Annotated in this window: 19 protein-coding genes and 1 riboswitch; of the genes, 1 reads left to right on the forward strand and 18 read right to left on the reverse strand. The window is 35.8% G+C overall.

Going from position 1 to position 21,394, the window contains the following annotated elements:
- Positions 1-150: 150 nt before the first annotated feature.
- The 4 genes from J2Z80_RS06675 to J2Z80_RS06690 form a co-directional block, all read right to left on the reverse strand.
- Positions 151-1,410: an Nramp family divalent metal transporter gene (locus J2Z80_RS06675; RefSeq protein WP_209453709.1), complete on the reverse strand. Its 1,260-nt coding sequence runs from the start codon at positions 1,408-1,410 to the stop codon at positions 151-153.
- Positions 1,411-1,451: 41 nt separating this feature from the next.
- Positions 1,452-2,111: a redox-sensing transcriptional repressor Rex gene (locus tag J2Z80_RS06680; protein ID WP_209453710.1), complete on the reverse strand. Its 660-nt coding sequence runs from the start codon at positions 2,109-2,111 to the stop codon at positions 1,452-1,454.
- Positions 2,112-2,190: 79 nt separating this feature from the next.
- Entirely contained in the window at positions 2,191-2,913 is a 723-nt protein-coding gene (locus J2Z80_RS06685; protein ID WP_209453711.1) for an OmpA/MotB family protein, read from the reverse strand.
- On the reverse strand, positions 2,900-3,718 hold the full coding sequence (locus J2Z80_RS06690; RefSeq protein ID WP_209453712.1) for a motility protein A: 819 nt from the start codon (positions 3,716-3,718) through the stop codon (positions 2,900-2,902). Before J2Z80_RS06690 ends, J2Z80_RS06685 begins: the two co-directional genes overlap by 14 nt.
- A 126-nt stretch (positions 3,719-3,844) precedes the next feature.
- Between J2Z80_RS06690 and J2Z80_RS06695 the strand changes: the two genes are divergently transcribed.
- On the forward strand, positions 3,845-5,737 hold the full coding sequence (locus J2Z80_RS06695; protein WP_209453713.1) for an ABC transporter ATP-binding protein: 1,893 nt from the start codon (positions 3,845-3,847) through the stop codon (positions 5,735-5,737).
- Between the two features lie 9 nt (positions 5,738-5,746).
- Here J2Z80_RS06695 and J2Z80_RS06700 read toward each other — a convergent pair whose 3' ends face one another.
- The 14 genes from J2Z80_RS06700 to secA all read right to left on the reverse strand — a co-directional run bounded on the left by J2Z80_RS06700 (position 5,747) and on the right by secA (position 21,267).
- Complete coding sequence (locus tag J2Z80_RS06700; RefSeq protein WP_209453714.1) at positions 5,747-6,697, reverse strand: D-2-hydroxyacid dehydrogenase; 951 nt, start codon at positions 6,695-6,697, stop codon at positions 5,747-5,749.
- A gap of 154 nt (positions 6,698-6,851) precedes the next feature.
- Entirely contained in the window at positions 6,852-7,865 is a 1,014-nt protein-coding gene (gene tsaD / locus J2Z80_RS06705) for a tRNA (adenosine(37)-N6)-threonylcarbamoyltransferase complex transferase subunit TsaD (protein WP_209453715.1), read from the reverse strand.
- A gap of 11 nt (positions 7,866-7,876) precedes the next feature.
- On the reverse strand, positions 7,877-8,323 hold the full coding sequence (gene rimI / locus J2Z80_RS06710; protein ID WP_209453716.1) for a ribosomal protein S18-alanine N-acetyltransferase: 447 nt from the start codon (positions 8,321-8,323) through the stop codon (positions 7,877-7,879).
- A 19-nt stretch (positions 8,324-8,342) separates the two neighbouring features.
- A complete protein-coding gene (tsaB, locus tag J2Z80_RS06715; protein WP_209453717.1) occupies positions 8,343-9,026 on the reverse strand; it encodes a tRNA (adenosine(37)-N6)-threonylcarbamoyltransferase complex dimerization subunit type 1 TsaB in 684 nt (227 codons plus the stop codon).
- A complete protein-coding gene (gene tsaE, locus J2Z80_RS06720; RefSeq protein ID WP_209453718.1) occupies positions 9,026-9,484 on the reverse strand; it encodes a tRNA (adenosine(37)-N6)-threonylcarbamoyltransferase complex ATPase subunit type 1 TsaE in 459 nt (152 codons plus the stop codon). The genes tsaB and tsaE overlap by 1 nt, the downstream gene beginning before the upstream one ends.
- Positions 9,485-9,607: 123 nt before the next feature.
- A complete protein-coding gene (locus J2Z80_RS06725) occupies positions 9,608-10,192 on the reverse strand; it encodes an ECF transporter S component (protein ID WP_209453719.1) in 585 nt (194 codons plus the stop codon).
- 62 nt (positions 10,193-10,254) lie between these two features.
- A riboswitch (FMN riboswitch) is annotated at positions 10,255-10,381 on the reverse strand.
- Positions 10,382-10,444: 63 nt separating this feature from the next.
- Complete coding sequence (gene arcC / locus J2Z80_RS06730; RefSeq protein ID WP_209453720.1) at positions 10,445-11,401, reverse strand: carbamate kinase; 957 nt, start codon at positions 11,399-11,401, stop codon at positions 10,445-10,447.
- 110 nt (positions 11,402-11,511) lie between these two features.
- Positions 11,512-12,453 (reverse strand): ornithine carbamoyltransferase, encoded by a 942-nt coding sequence (gene argF / locus J2Z80_RS06735; RefSeq protein ID WP_209453721.1) that lies wholly within the window; start codon positions 12,451-12,453, stop codon positions 11,512-11,514.
- A 38-nt stretch (positions 12,454-12,491) separates the two neighbouring features.
- A complete protein-coding gene (locus tag J2Z80_RS06740; protein ID WP_209453722.1) occupies positions 12,492-13,649 on the reverse strand; it encodes an amidohydrolase in 1,158 nt (385 codons plus the stop codon).
- 93 nt (positions 13,650-13,742) lie between these two features.
- On the reverse strand, positions 13,743-14,420 hold the full coding sequence (locus J2Z80_RS06745) for a TVP38/TMEM64 family protein (RefSeq protein ID WP_209453723.1): 678 nt from the start codon (positions 14,418-14,420) through the stop codon (positions 13,743-13,745).
- A 36-nt stretch (positions 14,421-14,456) separates the two neighbouring features.
- The gene (gene prpE, locus J2Z80_RS06750) at positions 14,457-15,200 is read right to left on the reverse strand and encodes a bis(5'-nucleosyl)-tetraphosphatase PrpE (RefSeq protein WP_209453724.1); all 744 of its coding nucleotides are present in this window, start codon (positions 15,198-15,200) and stop codon (positions 14,457-14,459) included.
- Between the two features lie 36 nt (positions 15,201-15,236).
- Positions 15,237-17,375: a Tex family protein gene (locus tag J2Z80_RS06755; RefSeq protein WP_209453725.1), complete on the reverse strand. Its 2,139-nt coding sequence runs from the start codon at positions 17,373-17,375 to the stop codon at positions 15,237-15,239.
- An 80-nt stretch (positions 17,376-17,455) separates the two neighbouring features.
- Positions 17,456-18,554, reverse strand: a protein-coding gene (prfB, locus tag J2Z80_RS06760) for a peptide chain release factor 2 (protein WP_349292585.1) whose coding sequence is annotated in 2 segments (ribosomal slippage) — positions 17,456-18,484 and positions 18,486-18,554 — 1,098 coding nt in all. Because the reading frame shifts where the segments join, the coding sequence is not laid out codon by codon here.
- Positions 18,555-18,579: 25 nt separating this feature from the next.
- Positions 18,580-21,267, reverse strand: coding sequence for a preprotein translocase subunit SecA (secA, locus tag J2Z80_RS06765; RefSeq protein ID WP_209453726.1), 2,688 nt, complete (start codon positions 21,265-21,267; stop codon positions 18,580-18,582).
- Positions 21,268-21,394: the final 127 nt, after the last annotated feature.

A 21,394-nucleotide genomic window follows, 5' to 3' on the forward strand; every position in this document is an offset into this window, starting at 1 on the left:
TATATATTAATTTTTATATATTTTACTTTTGCCCTTTTATTGTGTATAAAATATATCTTTCTATATCAAATTATATTACAATATTAGCAGAATTTTATGTATCCGGAACAAAAATGTATCTGTAGGGTACGAAAATGCAACATAAAAATATCAAAATATTGTATCTATGAATAATTTTACATTTAATGCAGCTATAATTATTCCTAAGGATATCAGTATTGCTTTACTGAATTTCCCATTTGCGTATTCATTCATAACCTTCTTTGAAGAAGTCAGATAAATCTGTGTAAATACTGTTATTGGTAGCTGAATACTCAGTATCATCTGAGACAATATAAGCCCCTGAAACGGATCTTTCAATAAAAATATCACAACAGTTGCAAGTATTAATGTAATAAATATTCCCATCTTAGTATGTTTATCTTTTATATTGTATGGTTCTTTAAATATACCTGCAAAAATAGAACCACCCGCCATACCAGATGTGACAGTTGATGAAAAACCAGAAAACAAAAGGGCAATCGCGAATACAACTGATGCTCCACTGCCAACGATTGGCTTCAACAACACTCCTGCTTGTTCAAGTTTATCAATGACTATCCCGTTCTCGAAAAATGTAGCAGCAGATAGAAGAATCATGGCACTATTTATGGCCCATCCTATCACCATTGAAAACAGAGTATCAAGAAACTCATATTTAAGCTGCTTCTTTATAATAGATTTATCCTTTAGATTCCACTGTCTGCTTTGAATTATCTCAGAATGCAAAAATAAGTTATGCGGCATGACAACTGCCCCCAAAACGCTCATGATAATCACTATAGAGTCTTTCGGAATAACCGGATTTACCCAGCTTAATACAGCCGTATTCCAATTGATTTTGACCAGATACAGCTCAAATAAAAATGAAAGACCTATAATGGAAACAAATCCAATTATTATTTTTTCAAGCCGTTTATACGAATTCGAATATAAAACAAAAGAAATCACTATTACTGATATGACTGTACCAACCTTTATTGGTATTTTAAACAACATGTTAAGTGCTATTGCAGTACCCAGAAGTTCTGCTGTAGATGTAGATATTGATGCAACTACGGCAGACAGCAAAATAATCTTTGAAAGCTTATTGTTTATAAAAATAGATGTAGCTTCAGAAAGACAATAACCTGTAGCTATTCCAAGGTGTGCCGCATTGTGCTGCAAAATGATAAGCATTACCGTAGACAATGTTATAACCCACAACAACTTATAGCCATACATTGACCCTGCAGAAACATTTGTAGCCCAATTGCCGGGATCTATAAATCCTACCGTAACCAATATTCCTGGGCCAATGTATTTCATAAAATCGATAAATGGAACGATGTTTTGATCTTCTTTTAAAAGATTATTTATGATTTTTTTCATTTGAACCTCCAATATAAAAAAATAAACGGCTTAAATACCATTTATTTTTCTTCGACTTTATTTTTAAGCAATTTATCTTCATTTAAACGATAAGATAATGTCAACAAGCTGTCGCTTAAATGAACATTTTCTAGTATTACATCGTCAGGAACATCCAAATCTATCGGAGAGAAGTTCCATATAGCCTTAATTCCTGCTTTAACCAATCTATCTGCCATAATCTGCGAGTTATCCTTTGGTATGCACAATATTGCAATATCTATCTTATTTTTAGACAAAAAATCTTCTAACAATTCCACATCCATTATCTCTATATCTCTGATCTTAAGTCCAAACAATCTTGGATTAATATCGAATATTCCTTTTAAATTGAACCCGGTTCTTTCAAAATTTGTATAATTTGCAATAGCCTGTCCTAGATTACCAGCACCAATAATAATTGTACTGTACGTCTTATCAAGACCTAGTATCCTAGTCAAAGTATTGTACAATTCTTCTACATTATATCCGTACCCCTGCTGTCCAAAACCGCCGTAATTATTGAGATCCTGCCTTATTTGTGATGCTGTAACACCCATCTTTTCACTTAATTCTCTGGATGAAATCCTTTTTACATCATTCTTTAATAATTCTTCTAAATATCTATGATATCGCGGTAGCCTTCTTATTACCGGCATCGGTACTATTGGCTTTTTAGTCATAAAATCACCCCAGATAAAATCCTAATAATGAAATTATATTACATTGTAAATAATATGTCAACCTGGAAATATCTATTTTTTACTTGTTAGACTCCCATTTATCATAATCACTATTCATAATAACAATGTCAACTCTCCTGTTAAGCTGTCTGTTTTTATCGCTATCATTTGGCACTATAGGCCTATACTCACCATAGCCTACGGCAGATATTTTAGCCGGATCAATCTTAACATCATTTACAAGTATCTCCACAACGTTAGTAGCCCTTATGACTGACAGTTCCCAATTTGAATGAAACTGACTATTATTTATAGGTACATCATCTGTATGTCCCTCAACACGGATGTAATTTGGCATCGTCTTTAATATATTACCGATTTTTATTAATGTAGCTTTTTGATCTGGTTTTACATCTGCAGAACCAGTATCAAATAGTAAAGTATCGTTTAAACTTATTACAAAACCTCTCTCCTCAACTTTGTATGTGACCATGTCCTGCAGGTTGTTCTGCTTAATAAGCTTGTCTAATTGAGACTCTATTGTATTGTTAGTGTTTGCATTATTTGCCGTTTTTATGCTATCAAGAATGCTATTTCCACTGTATTGTCCAACTACATAATTAGTACCATCAAAAGTTTTCCCTAAAGATGCAGCAATTTGTTGGAACTTTTGTGAGTTAACTGTACTTATGGTGTACAAAACTATAAAAAATATCATAAGTAATGTTATCATATCAGAATACGTAAGCAGCCATCTTTCACTATTTTCTTTCTTTTCTTCATCATCATCATGCCTTATCATCAGCAATTTCACCTTTCACGCTTTGTTCTTTTGAATTTGATTCAGATTCCCTTTCCACTACAAATGTTAACAACTTTTTCTCCACTATTTTAGGATTTTCACCAGCTTGCAACGAAAGACTGCCTTCCAAAATTATTTCCTTCTCTGTCCTCTTTATTTGAGCCTTATTTTTAAGTTTTTCTCCTATAGGTAGCCAAACAAGGTTTGCCATACTAACGCCATATAATGTGGCTATAAAAGCTACAGCTATTGAGGGACCCAGCTTATCTGGTTCACTTAAATTTCCCAAAACATGGACAAGTCCCATAACTGTACCTATGATACCCATAGTAGGAGAATACCCACCGGCTGCTTCAAACATGCTGGCTTCTTTCTTCAATGCTTTATCTTCTATGTATATTCTGTTTTCCATAGTAGTTTTTATTAACTCGATGTCAGCACCATCTATAACTAGCTCTATACAATCTTTTAAAATGGGATCGTAATTTTTTATCTCATCAGACTGCAACTCCTGCTCCAAGCTCAATAATCCTTCGCTTCTGGCCTTTTGAGAAAGATAAACAAAATACTTAATTATATCTAAATACTTATTGCCTTCTTCTTTAAAAGCCTTGCCAATAAGTTTTGGCAATTTCAATATATCTTTCATTGAAAATGAAGTCATAGTAGCTCCTATAGTTCCGCCTAAAACTATAATTGCTGCCGATAAACCAATAAGAGATGCTACACTCCCACCTTCCAATACAAACGCAAAAATAAGTGAACCGAACCCTACAATTATTCCTAGTAATGTTGATAAATCCATACTCATTCACCTCGTTAAATTTGACATATATAATATCGGCAATGAATTAAGAAAAATTAAATCCCATTTACACTTTAAATTATATATAATCTTTGATATATTATATTATAACAGGAGGAATTTCAAATGGCTATAATAACAGCAAACAACGTAAGTTTATCGTACGGAATAAATACAATTCTAGAAAATATATCTTTTATCGTAAATGAAGGCGATAAAATCGGTGTTGTTGGAGATAACGGAGCTGGAAAATCAACGCTTTTTAAACTGATAGTAAAAGATTTGCAACCTGACAGTGGGAATATATCAATGCCTTCAATAACCGCAGGATATCTTGAGCAAAACGCTTATATAGTAAGCGACAAGTCAATTTACGATGAAGTTAAAACGGTTTTTTTAGACATTATAAATCTTGAAAAGAACATCAAAGATTTAGAAAAGGAGATAGCCAGCACAAAAGATGAATCTAAACTAAATAAATTGCTTAATGATTATTCAAAACTTACAGATGAGTACAACAAACGAGAAGGATATTCCATTGACAGCAGAGTTAGGGGAGTATTAATCGGGTTAGGATTTCAGCCTGTACAATTTGATACACCTGTTTCAGTATTAAGCGGTGGACAAAAGACAAGACTTATGCTGGCAAAAGCACTACTTAAAAATCCAGATGTGCTTCTTCTTGACGAGCCTACAAACCATCTTGACATACCTTCGATAGAATGGCTAGAGCAATACTTAAAGTTTTATAGAGGTACTGTTTTAGTCATATCTCATGACAGATTTTTTCTCGATAGGATCGCAAACAGAATATTCGAAATTGAAAATAAAACATTAAGATCGTATGAAGGTAATTATTCTGAATACATAAAGAAAAAAAATGAAGAGCTAAACGCCAAGATAAAAGCCTATGAAGAACAGCAAAAGGAAATAAAAAGAATTCAAGAAATGATAATGATACAAAAAAATCGGCGCCGTGAGAAATCTGTAAAAATGGCTGAAAGCAAACAGAAGCTCCTTGACAAAATGGAGAAAATCGATAAACCTGTAATAAATAATGACACAATTAAACTTTCGTTTGACTTTGATGAAAAAAGCGGAAATGATATATTGAAAGTTTCAAACCTCTCATTAAGTTTTGACAGGCCTATATTTCACGATATAAGCTTTGAAGTGTACAAAGGTGATCGAATTGCCATTCTAGGCCCTAATGGAGTAGGAAAAACATCCCTCCTTAAAATCATAGTTGGTGAATTAAAGAATTACGAAGGCCTCGTAAATCTGGGCACAAACGTCATCATCGGTTATTACCAGCAGGAATTTACAGATTTAAATGATAATAAAACAATAATAGATGAAATATGGGATGAAAACCCTTATCTTTCTCAGACAGAAATAAGAACTTTGTTAGGCTCATTTCTGTTCAGCGGCGATGACGTATTTAAAACAATAGGTACATTAAGCGGAGGCGAAAAGGCCCGCGTATCATTGTTGAAACTTATACTGTCAAAAGCAAATTTTCTCCTGCTGGATGAGCCTACAAACCACCTTGATTTAAAATCAAAAGAAGTACTTGAAAAGGCATTATTGGATTTTGGCGGTACGCTTTTATTTGTATCACACGATAGATACTTTATAGACAAAATAGCAACAAAAGTATTGGAACTATCAAGTGATTCTATAAAAGAATATTACGGAAATTACTCATACTATGTGGAAAAGAAAAATGAGAATAATACATCTGAAGAAGAGCAGGAAAAAAAGACAAAGACGCAAATTAAAAATGAAAAAATCCGGGAAAGGCTAAAACAAAAAGAGGCCAAAAAGCAAAAAGAATACTTATCAAGTATTGAAAATGAAATAATCGAGACTGAAGATATGATAAAAGAACTGGAAGAAAAAATGTGCGATCCTGATATATATAAAAGCGGAGAAATCATTGATACGCAGTCAAAATACAACATGTTAAAGGAAAAATTAGAAAATCTATATGAAGAATGGGAAAAATTAAGCGGGTAAGTACCCGCTTTAATATTGCTTTTCTAAATCGACTCGATTTACAAAGTCTCCGTCACCTAAATAAGCTTTTATGTTATGCTTTATTATCTCAATTCCCCTTTCCATGTAATGAGGTGATATGCCAGCAGTATGTGGCGTTATAATGACATTCTCCATATCCCAAAGAGGACTTTCTTTTGAAAGAGGCTCTTCCTCAAAAACATCCAGTGCAGCACCCCTTATAGTCTTATTTTTCAATGCATCTATCAAAGAAGATTCATATACGACTTTTCCTCTGCCGATATTTATGAAAACAGCGTCATTTTTCATATTTTTAAAGAAATCTTTGCCCAGCAGATGATATGTGTCATCAGTCAATGGAAGGGCACAAATTACATAATCAGCTTTTGAAACTGCAAAAATCATATTTTCATTTGTATACATTTTATCCACAAACTGACTTGCCTTACCTGACTTTCTGACACCTATTGTCTTCATTCCAAACTCTCTGGCTATTCTTGATATTTCTTCCCCTATGCTTCCGACACCCAGTATACAAACAGTCTTGCCATATAATTCTGAAACTCTTACAGACTTGTCCCATTCCCTGTTCATTTGCTTTCTAATAAAGTAATTTAATCCTCTTTCAAACAAAAGCATGTATCCTAAAACTTGCTCCGATATTTGATACTTATGGATTCCTTTTGAATTAGTCAATATGATTTTGCGCTCTTTTAATACATCAAACGGCATTGCATCAGCACCAGCGCTTAACAGATGAATCCATTTAAGATTTTCGGCGTTATGTATAAATTCAGCGTCTGCATCACCATCAAAACAAACTAATACTTCTGTGCCTTTTATATACTTGTAAGCATCTTTTTTATCATCCAAGCAAATCACATTAAACTGTGGTGCAATTTTTTGTATTTCTTCTATATACCTGATATTTACTTTTGATAAAAAGAGTATGTCTTTCATCATAAACGCTCCTTTCTAATTTCCATTTCATTACATAATATCCAATGTATTTAAGTTAGTCACAGTATCCACAAAGTTATCCACAATTATGGAACACCAATATCCAATATTTAAAGACAATTTTCCACAATATACACAGATTTTTCGTCAACAATCAAAAAAGTTTTAAATATGGAATGGCATTCAAGTCTAATCCTGAAACTTTTCCACGAATATAGTCAAAATATCCAGCACTGGCTATCATTGCGCCATTATCAGTGCAATATACTTGTTTAGGAAAGTGAATCATAAATCCTTCTTCGTCTGCTAATTTTAAAAGCCTTTCTCTTAAAAGGCTGTTGGAAGCAACACCTCCTGCTATAGATATCTTATTTATGTTTTTATATCTGGCAGCCTCTATAAGCTTTGAAGACAGTACATCCACAACATTCATTTGAAAACTTGCAGCATAATCTGCAATGTTTACCTCATTTCCATTTTGTCTCTCTTTGTGCAGTTGATTTATGACTGCCGTCTTTAAACCACTGAAGCTGAAATCAAAGTTGTCTTTTTCCATGAAAGATTTAGGAAAATTATATTTATATGGATCTCCATTTTTAGAAATCTCATCAATCTTGGGACCTCCAGGATAACCCAGTCCTAATGCTCTTGCCACTTTGTCAAATGCCTCTCCTGCTGCATCGTCTACCGTCCTTCCTAAAACTTCATATTCGCCATAATCTTTTACAAAGACAATGTGACTGTGACCTCCTGACGCTATCAGACAAATAAACGGCGGTTCAAAATCGCCATCAAGATAATTAGCTGAAATATGACCTTCTATGTGGTTTACGCCTACAAAAGGTATTCCTTTTCCATATGCCAGTGCTTTTCCATATGAAAGGCCCACCAACAATGCCCCCACAAGTCCAGGACCATATGTCACCGCAACAACATCTATATCGTCAAGAGTTATAGATGCCTCATCAAGTGCCTCCTTTACTACATTTCCAATCACTTCTATGTGATTTCTAGATGCTATCTCTGGAACAACACCGCCAAATTTCTTATGGATATTTATCTGCGAATATATGACATTAGACAATACCGCTTTGCCGTTTTTTACCACACTGGCTGATGTCTCATCGCAAGATGTTTCAATTCCCAAAACAACTGTATCTTTATTCATATAATCTCTCCTTACATGTCGTACTTCCACATTATTATCGCATCTTCATTGTTATCCTGATAGTAACCCCTTCTCCTGCCTACAGGTTTAAAGCCGTATTTTTTGTAAAGGGATTGCGCAATCAGATTTGATGCCCTGACTTCCAACGTCATAGATGTTATGCCTTTTTTCTTTGCCAAATCAATAAGTCCCTCAACAATTGCAGATCCAACACCTTTCCCTCTGAAATCAGGATGAACAGCAATGTTTGTTATATGACCTTCATCTATTACAACCCAGAATCCACCGTATCCAGCTATTTTCTCATCTGCTTCTGCAACTATATAGTAAGCACATTTATTCTTTGTGACTTCCATTGTAAAAGATTCTTTAGACCATGGGACAGAAAAACTTAAGTTCTCAATTTCAATCACATCATCTATATCGCTTTTTGTCATAGGGCGAATTTTTATAACCATATATTAACCCCCAACAATATTAATTGGCATTTTCCAACGGTGCAGGCTTTCTTATATAATATGGCTTAAAATCAATATATGTGCTTAATTCGCCCTTTGCTATTTTTTCAAATGCCATCATACCAATTGATGACGCCCTTGAGATATTGTTTATAGGTGATGCAAAAAACACCTCTTTTGAAGATACATTTTTTAAGACATCTTTGTATGGTATTATGCCATCTCCTATGTATACCACATCATCACTGTATTTATTTACAATATCCGGAAGTTCACCAGCTTTCTTCAAAGTCACATCTGACAAGGAAATTAATTCAGCACCGCCTCTATATAAAGATGTATAGACGTAGCCTCTGAGGGCGTCAACTATAGGACATATGATTCCTCTAAATTCCCTCACATTAAATGCAAGTCCATCTAGAGAAGAAACTCCCACAATCGGAATATTTAAAGACTGAGCCAAGCCTTTTGCAGTAGCAGCACCTATTCTTAAGCCTGTAAAAGATCCTGGACCTTTACATACAGCAATGTGAGTTATTTCTTCTTTTTTTGTCTCAGCCATTTTTAAAAGCTCATCAATCATAGGCATCAATATAATAGAATGCCTCAAGTGATTTATAGAAAATTCACCTATTAAACCATTTTCATCCACAAGTGCAACTGTCGCCGTATTTGACGATGAATCTATTGCAAGTACCTTCATCACTTCATCTCCTTAATTACTTCATCATATTTTTCGCCATGTGATTCAATCTCTATGATTCTCTCATCGTAAGAATCGCCTATGTCAATGCGTATAAATATATTCTCCTCTGGAATAAGAGGCTTTATTTTTTCAGGCCATTCAATAACACATACCCCATCTCCATAAAAATACTCCTCATAACCTATATCGTATAATTCCGTATAATCATCTATCCTATAGACATCAAAATGATACAGTGGAATATCTCCCAAATGCTCATTTACAATCATAAATGTAGGACTTGTCACATAATCATCAATTCCCATTCCTTTAGCTATCCCTTTCGTTAAAACTGTCTTTCCCACACCTAATTCTCCAGATATTAATACGATGCTGCCTCTTTTTAGTAAATTTCCTAATTTAAAGCCTATCTTTTCTGTCTCAATAGGACTTTTTGTTTTAAATGACATTTTCATTCGTAACACCACCGTGAAATTTATACAATTATTATATACCAAGTATACCATAAAACAAACGCATAGTAAGTTAGTATTTAAGGCAAAAAAAATAACGGATTTATTTCCGCTATTTTAAACACATTACATTTTAAGCATTGGTGACAATTTCTTGTAAATTAGAAATGTTATAATAGATATTACAAACCCTTTTAATATGTTGAATGGGAAAATACCATACGCTATCAATGTCCTTAAATCAACTATATGGCTGTTTACTGCTTTCCCCATTCCAACAATAGCGCTTAATGGCCATCCCATTATCTTCTGGTATAAAGGTAAAAATACGTAGTAATTCAAGACTGATCCCGCAATAGCCATAACAACTGTTCCAATAATCATTGAAAATATTGCTGATTTCTTTGATTTGTTTCTCATGTATATTACACCTACTGTATACACGTAAATGGAACCAACCACAAAATTTGCTACTTCCCCAATACCAGCAGACTGGCTTACAGGCAAGTGTATCACGTTTTTTACAATTTCTACAAAAATCCCGTATACAGGTCCTAATGCAAATGCTGCTAGTAGTGGCGGTATATCACTGAAATCAAATTTTAAAAAGCCTGGAAATAGTGGTAGCTGAAATTCTAGATACATAAGTACAAATGCTATTGCAGAAAGCAATCCTACAGTTACAATTACTTTCGTCTTGCTGTGTTCCATAAACAACACCTCCATAATCAAAAAATCCTGAAGAAATTATCTTCAGGACCATAACAACTAAAATAAATCTTCTTCCATCCAGACTATACTGTCGGCCTTGGAATCTCACCAAGTCCACCGCATATGCGGGTCGCGGGCTTGCTTACGCTTACCGCCGGTCGGGAATTTCACCCTGCCCTGAAGATATTCTTCACAAATATTAAGTTCTAAATAATATGATGTCATAAAAATATCAATTTGTCAAGAAATTTTTTAGTCTTTAGCTGTTTTCTCTACGATAACAGTACCTGTTTTTCCACATAAAGCATCATATGCTTTTTCAAGAGATGTTATTATTGCACGCCTTCCATGCTTTGAATTTGCAAACCTCATTGCAGCCTTAACCTTTGGCAACATGCTTCCTGGTGCAAAATGGCCTTCTTCCAAATACCTCTGTGCTTCATCACTTGAAATTACATCCAGTGCTTTTTCATCTGGCTTTTTATAATTGATGTACACTTTTTCCACAGCTGTCAAAATCAAAAGTATATCTGCATCTAAATCCTCTGCAAGCTTCTCAGACGCAAGGTCCTTATCTATTACGGCAGCAACACCTTTCAAACCTCCATTTTCTTTTACAACAGGTATTCCTCCTCCACCTGCTGTTATGACTACAACACCATTATTTTCAAGCAATTTAATTGTACTTAATTCAACTATTTCTTTTGGCTCTGGAGATGCTACAACTCTCCTGTATCCTCTGCCGCTGTCCTCCACCATTTCATATCCTTTATTTTTTATAAGCATCTCTGCTTCTTCCTTTGAGTAAAAAGGCCCAATTGGTTTTGTTGGATGCAAAAATGCAGGATCATCTTTATCTACAATTACTTGTGTTACTATTGTGGCAACACCTTTTTCTATTTTTCTCTCCTTAAAAACTTCACCTAAACACTGCTGTATCATATAGCCTATCATGCCTTGACTTTCCGCACCACATATGTCAAAAGGCATCGCAGGTATTATGTTAGAGGCTGTCTCATTTTGTATGACTATATTGCCAACCTGCGGGCCATTGCCATGTGTCAAAACCACAGAATACCCTTCTTCTATGATATCTGCAATATATGAAGCTGTCCTTCTTACCGCATTTAATTGAGATTCTGCGGTTGGCACCATATCTTTATCTTGCAGTGCATTTCCCCCAAGCGCTATAACTACTTTTCCCTTCATCATATCCTCCTACTTAAGCGAATAATAACATTTTACATTATATCATTTTATTCAAGATTTGAATAGTAGGTGATAAAAGCCAAGGCATAAAATTTACCTTGGCTTTATCACTAAAGAATTGTGGCAATCATGACAGCTTTTATAGTGTGCTTTCTGTTTTCTGCTTCATCCCAAACTCTCGATTGCTTCCCTTCTATTACTTCATATGTTACTTCTTGCCCTTTTACTGCAGGCAAGCAGTGTAAAAATATCGTATCAGATCTTTTTGTCTTCTTCATCATCTCATCATTTACTTGGAATGGCCTTAAAAGCATTTCTCTTTCTTTTTGCTTAGACTCTTCTCCCATAGATGCCCATACATCTGTGTAAACTGCATGTGCACCTTCTAATCCTTCGCCAGGTACATCTGTTATTGTAAAGCTACCTCCATTTTCTTTCGCCATATCTTTGATTTCTTTTATGTATTCTTCTGATGGCCAAAGCTCTTTTGGTGAATTTATCACATAATCCATACCCATTTTTGCACATCCGACCGCCAGCGTATTTGCCATGTTATTTCTACCATCGCCTACAAATGCCAATTTTGTACCTTTCAGATATCCAAATTCTTCTTCTATCGTCATCAAATCAGCCAAAACTTGCGTAGGATGATATTCGTCTGTAAGCCCATTGTAAACAGGCACACCAGAATATTTTGCAAGTACCTCTACAGTCTTTTGATTGAATCCTCTAAATTCTATTGCATCAAACATCCTGCCAAGGACTCTTGCAGTGTCTTCTATAGATTCTTTTGCCCCAAGCTGTATATCATCTGTCGACAAAAAAACCGGATGCCCACCTTCCTCGCCAAAAGCCGTCTCAAATGCACATCTAGTTCTGGTGGAGCGCTTTTCAAATATCAATGCAATAGTCTTTCCTAAAAATCTTTGATGAACTATCCCTGCTTTTCTCTCAGCTTTTACCTGTTTTGCTATATCAAGAAGATATCTTATCTCTTGTGGCGTATAATCTTTTAACGTCAATAGACTTCTACCTTTTAAATTAAATGCCATTTATTTTCCTCCTATCAATCGATAAAATATATAAATTATTATGCTTCATAGACTAACTGGCCATTTACAAATACAAACTTTGTCTTTGTTTTTATCTCAATTGGGCTACCGTCAAAGACGGCTATATCAGCATCTTTTCCCTTCTCAATGCTTCCTACCCTGTCAGATATGCCTACTATTTTAGCTGGATTTATAGTAATTGCTTTCAAAGCTTCCATCTCATCCATACCTTCTCTTACTGCAAGACCTGCACAAATTGGAAGATAATTTAAAGGAATAACTGGATGATCTGTCATAATAGCCACATCCAATCCGGCTTTTGATAAAATTCCCGGAGTTTTAAAAGTAAGATTAGAAAGCTCAACTTTTGACCTTTCAGAGAGTGAAGGCCCTACGATGACTTTTGCATTCTCTTTCACTAGATAATCCACTATAAGGTGACCCTCAGTACAATGATCCAGCGTTATATCCACATTAAATTCTTTTGCTATCCTTAAAGCCGTGAATATATCATCGGCCCTGTGAGCATGTGCTTTTAATGGTATTTCCCTCTTTAACACTTTAGCCAAGACTTCAAGTCCAAGGTCCCTTGATGGCCTTTTCTCATCATCGTCAGCGTACCTCTCCATATCCTCTATGTACTCTTTCGCTTTTACGAGCTCTTGCCTCAGCAGCGCGGCTATACCCATTCTTGTCATAGGCATCTTATGCTGCTCATTGTACACAGACTTTGGATTCTCACCAAAAGCTACTTTAACCGCAATCGGTTCTTTTATGATCATATCATCAATTCTTTTGCCGTATGTCTTTATGGCTGCAAATTGACCACCAATTACATTGGCACTGCCAGGACCTGTTACAGCCGTAGTCACGCCTGCCTCATATGCTTCTTGAAAATATTTATCCATAGGATTTATCCCATCTATTGCTCGCAATTGAGGAGTTATGGGATCTGTCTCCTCATTTCCATCTGCACCTTCAAAGCCAACAGCATTTTCCCACATACCTAGATGGCAATGTGCATCTATCATGCCAGGCATCACTGTAAGGCCTGAAACATCTATCACCTCAGCATCAAGCGGTGCTATTATTTCTTCTCCCACATCCAAAATCTTTCCATCGTCTATAAGAACATCTGCTTTATCGTAATTTTTTCCTGCCATCGTTAAGACTTTACCGCCCTTTAAAAGATACACTGTAAAACCCCCTGTCTTAAAAATTTATCGAAACAAAGAAGAACCTAAAAAATATTATACTACACTGATAAAAATAGTAAACATCATACATAATCAATCCATCTTTTTAATAATCTTATCTTTATTTACAACTCCGATGACGAATAAAATTACTGCAACGACTGATATTACTGCTGAAACTATGTAATTTTTATGCTCAATGTTTGCACCTATGTACGAGGAAATTACTATGCCAGGAAGCCGTGCTGTTGCTGTTATAAGAAAAAAATTTAAAAATTTCACCGGCGTCAATCCTGCGACGTATGACAAGGCATCCTTAGGGAGGCCTGGCAGTAAAAATACCAAAAAGAGTCCAAGCTCCCCTTTCTTGTTGTTTATTAAATAATCAAATTTTTTTAGCTTCTCGTCTGACAGCATTCCACGTACAAATTCATATCCCAATACCCTTGCTATTGTAAAACACAAAAGAGAACCGATAGTAATTCCAATCAGAGAATACAGCGAGCCCAAAAAAGTCCCGTAAAGGTACCCTCCAGCTATTTGAACAACTTCACCAGGTATTACAAATATCAAAACTTGCAATATCTGAATTGCGATAAAAATCAGAATACCTTTTGTGCCAAATCCCAATATCCATTTTTCAAACTTAGTAGGGTCTTTTAATAGATAAGTCAACTCATCTCCATATCGAAGCAGTACCCAAAAAAACAAAAATACAAACGCTGCAATAAATAGGCCATTTATAGCAAGCTTCTTTTTATTTCTATCCACCTAATTTATCCTCCTAAAATCCACATATTACAACATCTAGTTATCTGGGTCTCTGAATCTGCTTTCATCATAAGGCATAGAAGACTTTACGCTAGATGCCTTCATCTCAGGATAGCTTAAAGCCGTAAGAGATCCTCCAAATACGCATCCTGTATCGATATTGACGGTGTTATTTAAAAATCTTGGCTCCTTTACAGGCGTATGGCCGTAGACAATCAAAGATGAGCCTCTATAGTCCTTTGCCCAATCAAGCCTCACAGGCGTGCCATCAGGGTTTCTCTCACCTGTTATATCGCCGTACAGAACAAATCGCCTAACATTTTTCCCATAGTACCCTATGTACTTTTCCGGTATTCCCGCATGTGCTACTATTAACTTTTTATTGTCCAAAATAAGGTACATCGGTGAATCCTCGTACAATTCTTTAAAATGTGAAATAACGCTTTTTCTCTGTGAATCGTTTAAAGCATTTAACTCTTCAACAGTAGTCTCAAGTCCATGTATAATTTTAACATTGTGCCCTAACAAATACCTGTAAAGCTTATTGCAGTGATTACCTGGTGTGTAAAGAGCTTTTCCTGCTTTAACATTTTTATACACCAATTCTATAACACCTATAGAGTCAGGCCCTCTATCTGTAATATCCCCCAGAAATACAAGTTTTCTATCATCTTTATGTACATATATTCCGTCTTTACATGTGTATCCCAAAATATCGATTAATTTTGTCAGTTCTTCATAACAACCGTGAACATCGCCAATAATATCATACGCCGTCAAATTAAAACCTCCATGATATTTAGATCACACCATATATTATTTCATAGAAAGAGATATTCTATTTCTATCTATGTCCACATCAATGACTCTTACCTTTACTATATCGCCTACAGAAACAACATCTAAAGGATGTTTGATGTAATTTTGAGACATCTCTGATATGTGAACAAGGCCATCTGTATGAACGCCAATATCTACAAAACATCCAAAGTCAACAACATTTCTAACTGTCCCCATTAATTCCATGCCCGGTTTCAACTGCTCTATCGTCATCACATCTGACATAAGAATAGGCTTTGGAAGATCTTCTCTAGGATCTCTTCCAGGCTTTTTTAGTTCGCTTACGATGTCATTAAGTGTAGGAAGCCCTATGTCGTATTCTTGCGATAGCTTTTCAAGGCCATATTCCTCCAGTTTATATGCAAATTCCCTCAAAGCTTTCGTGTCCAGTTTTTTTATATCATAATCAAATTTTTTAAGAAGCTTCTCTAGTATCTCATACCTTTCAGGATGAACACCTGTTGAGTCAAATATATTGTCACCGTTTAATATCCTTAAAAATCCTGCACACTGAGTAAAAGTTGCATCGCCCAGTCTCTTTACATTCTTCAATTCGTTTCTATTTCTAAACTGTCCCACTTCATTGCGGTATTCGACGATATTTTTAGCTATAGACGCATTTATGCCTGACACATACTTTAAAAGCGATACTGATGCCGTATTTAAATCGACACCTACGCTGTTCACGCAATCTTCAACAACGCCATTTAAAGCTTCTCCCAACATCTTCTGGTTTACATCGTGCTGATATTGACCAACTCCAATAGACTTAGGATCGATTTTAACAAGCTCTGCTAATGGATCCTGCAGCCTACGAGCCATAGATATAGCACCTCTTAAGCTTACATTTATGTCAGGAAATTCTTCTGTCCCAAGCTCTGATGCGGAATATACTGATGCACCAGCTTCATTTACTATGACATACTTTAAGTCCCTGTCAACTTCTTTAATAAGCTCTGCTATAAAAAGCTCACTTTCTCTGGAGGCTGTTCCATTTCCCAGTGAAATCAAACCGACATTGTACTTTTCTATCAAATCTTTTAATATCGCTTTTGCTCCATCTACGTCATTTTGTGGAGGCGTAGGATATACGGTAGCCGTATCAAGCAATTTTCCAGTCTCATCTACGACTGCAATTTTACAACCTGTCCTGTAGGCAGGGTCAAACCCCATAACTACATAACCTTTAACAGGCGGCTGCAAAAGCAAACTTTTCAAGTTCATCTTAAATACTTTTATGGCCTTCTCCTCAGCTATTTCAGTAAGTTTATTTCGTATCTCCCTCTCAATAGATGGCTTAATAAGCCTTTTATATGAATCATTTATTGCATTGACATGATAATCTTTAAAAATTGAGTCATTAATAACATTTGATGCAACTATGCTATCTATTATTTTTTCATCATCTACATCTACTTTAACAGAAATATACTCTTCTCTTTCTGCCCTATTTATAGCCAATATTCTGTGTGGAGGTATCTTCTTTATAGATTCTTTGTAGCTATAATACATCTCATATGGGGATTTTTCATCTTTTAATTTTTCCGTCACCAAAAGTCCATTATTCCATATATATTCTCTTATGTATTTTCTTATCTCAGCATCATCTGATACGTCTTCCGCTACTATGTCCATAGCACCTTGATACGCCTCTTCTAGAGTTAAAACATTATCGTTCAAAAACTTTTGAGCATAATCATCCGGGTTTCCTTCTTTTAAGTCACCATCAGCAATTAATTTTGCTAAACCTTCCAATCCTTTTTCTTTTGCAATAGTTGCTCTAGTCCTTCTCTTAGGTCTAAATGGTCTATAAATGTCATCTATTTCCTGCAGTGTTTTACTATTCTCGATTTTTTCTCTAATTTCGTCAGTAAGTTTCCCTTGCTCATCAATTAAGCGGATTGTGTCAGATTTCTTTTCTTCTAAATTTCTTAAATACGTAAGCCTTTCATAGAAGCTTCTCAAGACTTCATCTGATAGACTTCCTGTTGCTTCTTTTCTGTATCTAGCAATAAATGGTATCGTGTTGCCTTCATCAATAAGCTTAATCGTATTTAATACCGGAAAATCCTTCAGATTGAATTCCTGTTTTAATGTTAAAGCAATCTTATCCATAAAATCTTCCTTTCAATTAATGGGCTTTAGCCTTTATCAACTAATCAAGTTTAAAATAAGGGATATCCGTAAGATATCCCTTATGACACTTTCTGCTTTAGATATGCATTGATAAATTCGTCAATGTCTCCATCCATTACAGCGTTGACATTCCCTACCTCAAAATTTGTTCTGTGGTCTTTTACAAGAGTGTACGGCTGAAATACATACGACCTTATCTGATTTCCCCATCCTGCTTCCTTGTGTTCACCTTTTAAGTCTTCGATTTTTTCCTTTTGCTCTTTTATCATAAGGTCCATCAATTTAGCCTTCAGCATCTTCATAGCTGTCTCCCTGTTTTGCATCTGAGATCTCTCTGACTGACACTGAACGATGATGCCTGTCGGTATATGAGTTATCCTTATGGCTGATTCCGTCTTATTTACGTGCTGACCGCCTGCGCCAGAGGATCTGTACGTGTCAATTTTTAAATCCTCCGGTCTAATATCAACTTTTATATCGTCGTCTATCTCTGGCAAAACCTCAACTAATGCAAATGATGTATGTCGTCTTCCTGCTGCATCAAAAGGGGAAATCCTGACTAACCTGTGTACACCAGCTTCACACTTAAGATACCCATAAGCAAATGCGCCTTTCACCATTATAGTCACACTTTTAACACCGGCATCATCACCAGGTAGATAGTCCACCGTTTCAACTTCATAATTTTTTGATGTTGCCCACCTCATATACATGCGAAGCAACATTTCAGTCCAGTCCTGCGCTTCTGTTCCACCTGCACCAGCATGTATTGAAAGGATAGCGTTATTTCTATCGTAAGGTCCGCTTAAAAGGGTCTTTATCTTCATCTCATTTATACTCTTGGTAAGAGACTTGTATTCATCGTGAACTTCTTGAGTAAGAGACTCATCTCCCTCCTCAAGCCCTAACTCAATAAGTGTATTAAGGTCTTCCCATTGTTTTTCTAAAGACTCATACTCTGATATGAGTTCTTTCAAATCTTTTAGCTTTTTAGACATCTCTTGCGATTTCTCTAAATCATTCCAAAAATCAGGTTCCGACATCTTTTTATCAATCTCTGCCACTTCTCTTTTCAATCCTTCGATGTCAAAGAGAAGCCCCCATTTCTTTTATAGTATCTATCAAATTCAAAACTTCTGTCTTATAATCTGCTAACACTAAATCATCTCCTTCACTAAAATTTTTAAAGATTTGCCCCGCAGCATTTTTTGTACTTTTTGCCGCTGCCGCATGGACATGGATCATTTCTTCCAACTTTTTTCTTCTTAACGATTGGCTTTTTAGGTTCATCGTTGCCGCTTTGATTTGTCGCAACAGGTTTCGCCACCTGCTCTCTATGTGGCATATTGTCATTCCTTATTTCTATATGATACAGGAATTTTACTGTATCCTCCTGAATGGAGTTAACCAAATCCTCAAACATATCAAAGCCAATCTTCTTGTACTCAATTACAGGATCTACCTGACCGTAAGCTCTCAAACCTATTCCTTGACGGAGCTGGTCCATTTCATCTATGTGATCCATCCACCTAGTATCGACTACTTTTAGGAGGACAACTCTCTCAATTTCCCTCATCTGTGGGCCTATCTGCTGCTCTTTCTTCTCATACTGTCTTACAGCTTCTTCATAGATTATATCTGTAAGCATCTCTTTGTCAAGCCTTCCAAAATCCACATCTATTACTACACTATCTTTTTCAAGGAATAAATCGTACAAATGGTTTAGAAGACCTTCTATGTCCCACTCCTCTGGGTATTTGCTTCCTGCTGTATATATTTCAACATTTCTTCTGATGATGTCTTTTACCATATCGAGGATGTACTGCCTTAAATCTTCACCTTCTAATACTTTTCTTCTCTCTTTGTATATTATTTCCCTCTGCTTATTCATCACATCATCGTACTCAAGGACATTCTTTCTAACGTCAAAGTTTATGCCTTCAACTTTCTTCTGTGCTTGTTCTATCTGTTTTGTCAAAATTTTATGCTCGATCGGTTGGTCATCCTCGATTCCTAAAGTATTCATCATGTTTTTGATTCTTTCAGAGCCAAAAAGCCTCATAAGATCATCTTCAAGAGAAATGTAAAATCTAGATTCACCTGGATCTCCTTGACGTCCAGCACGCCCTCTTAACTGATTGTCTATTCTTCTGGATTCGTGCCTTTCAGTACCTATTATATAAAGCCCGCCAAGCTTTACGACTTCTTCATGCTCTTTTTCCGTCTCCTTCTTTATCTCATTTAAAAGCTCCTGGTATCTCTCTCTGGCCTTTACAAGTTCTTCGCTGTGCAATGGCCCATATCCAGATGCTTCATTTATGACATCTGGAGAATATCCTTCTTCAATCATCTTTTTCTTCGCCAAAAATTCGGGATTACCACCTAAAATGATGTCAGTACCACGTCCAGCCATGTTTGTAGCAATAGTGACAGCACCTTTTCGTCCTGCCTGAGCAATTATCTCAGCTTCTTTTTCATGATACTTGGCATTTAATACCTGATGCTTTATGCCCAGCTTTTTAAGCATATTGCTTAGCTTTTCTGACTTTTCTATAGTGATAGTGCCTACAAGCACAGGCTGACCTTTTTTGTGATGCTCAACTATATCTTCAACAACCGCTTTAAATTTTGCTTCTTCTGTTTTATATATCACATCAGGATGGTCTATTCTTATCATCTCTTTGTTTGTGGGGATTACAACAACATCAAGACCATATATTGCCCTGAATTCCTGCTCTTCCGTCTGAGCTGTACCAGTCATACCAGCTAGCTTGTCGTACATTCTAAAATAATTCTGAAATGTGATTGTAGCAAGTGTCTTGCTTTCCCTCTCTACTTTTACGCCTTCTTTTGCTTCTATTGCCTGATGCAACCCTTCGCTGTATCTTCTGCCAAACATTAATCTTCCAGTAAACTCATCAACTATTATGACTTCTCCATCTTTTACAACATAGTCCTTATCTCTCTTCATTATGGCGTGGGCTTTTAATGCCTGATTTATATTGTGGGAAATCTCTATATTTTCAAGGTCTGCCAAATTGGCCAAGTTAAAAAATCTTTCAGCCTTTTCAACACCTTTTTCAGTCAAGCTTACTGCCCGGGCTTTTTCATCAATCGTATAATCCTCTTCATTTTTCAAGGTTCTTACAAAAGCATCGGCTCTTTTATAAAGGTCTGTTGATTTTTCTCCTACACCAGAAATAATAAGAGGTGTCCTAGCCTCATCTATCAATATACTATCTACTTCGTCAACAATAGCATAATTTAGATGCCTCTGCACCATTTCTTCTTTATATATCACCATGTTGTCTCTCAAATAATCAAAGCCAAATTCATTGTTTGTACCATAAGTTATGTCTGCAGCATAAGCCTTTTTTCTCTCATCAGAATCCATGTCGTGAAGAATCACACCAACGCTCATGCCAAGGAATTCGTAGATCTTCCCCATCCAGTCTCTGTCTCTTTTTGCAAGGTAGTCATTGACTGTAACAATGTGAACCCCTTTTCCTTCAAGGGCATTTAAATAAGCAGGTAATGTCGCAACAAGCGTTTTTCCTTCGCCTGTCTTCATCTCTGCTATCCTGCCCTGATGCAATACTATACCGCCTATTATCTGAACCCTAAAATGTTTCATCTTTAGAGTTCTCCAAGCTGCTTCTCTTACAACTGCAAATGCCTCTGGCAATATATCATCAAGTGTTTCACCATTTTTCAGTCTATCTTTAAATTCCTGTGTTTTTCCTCTTAGTTCATCATCTGAAAGCTTTGACATCTCTTCCTCGTATGACAAAACCTCATCTGCTATAGGTTCTATTCTCTTTACTTCTCTCTCACTGTAACTGCCAAATATTTTTTCCAAAACTCCTAACATTAACTCACCTTCTCAAGGTTATTCTTATTCAAGTATATATTATAACATTTTGACGGATATATATCAACAAAATGAATTTTTGATTTGAAATACCTGTATAAAAACACCATTAAACAAGTAAAAATAA

The sequence above is a fragment of the Thermoanaerobacterium butyriciformans genome, assembly GCF_017874545.1.
Classification (GTDB): domain Bacteria; phylum Bacillota; class Thermoanaerobacteria; order Thermoanaerobacterales; family Thermoanaerobacteraceae; genus Thermoanaerobacterium; species Thermoanaerobacterium butyriciformans.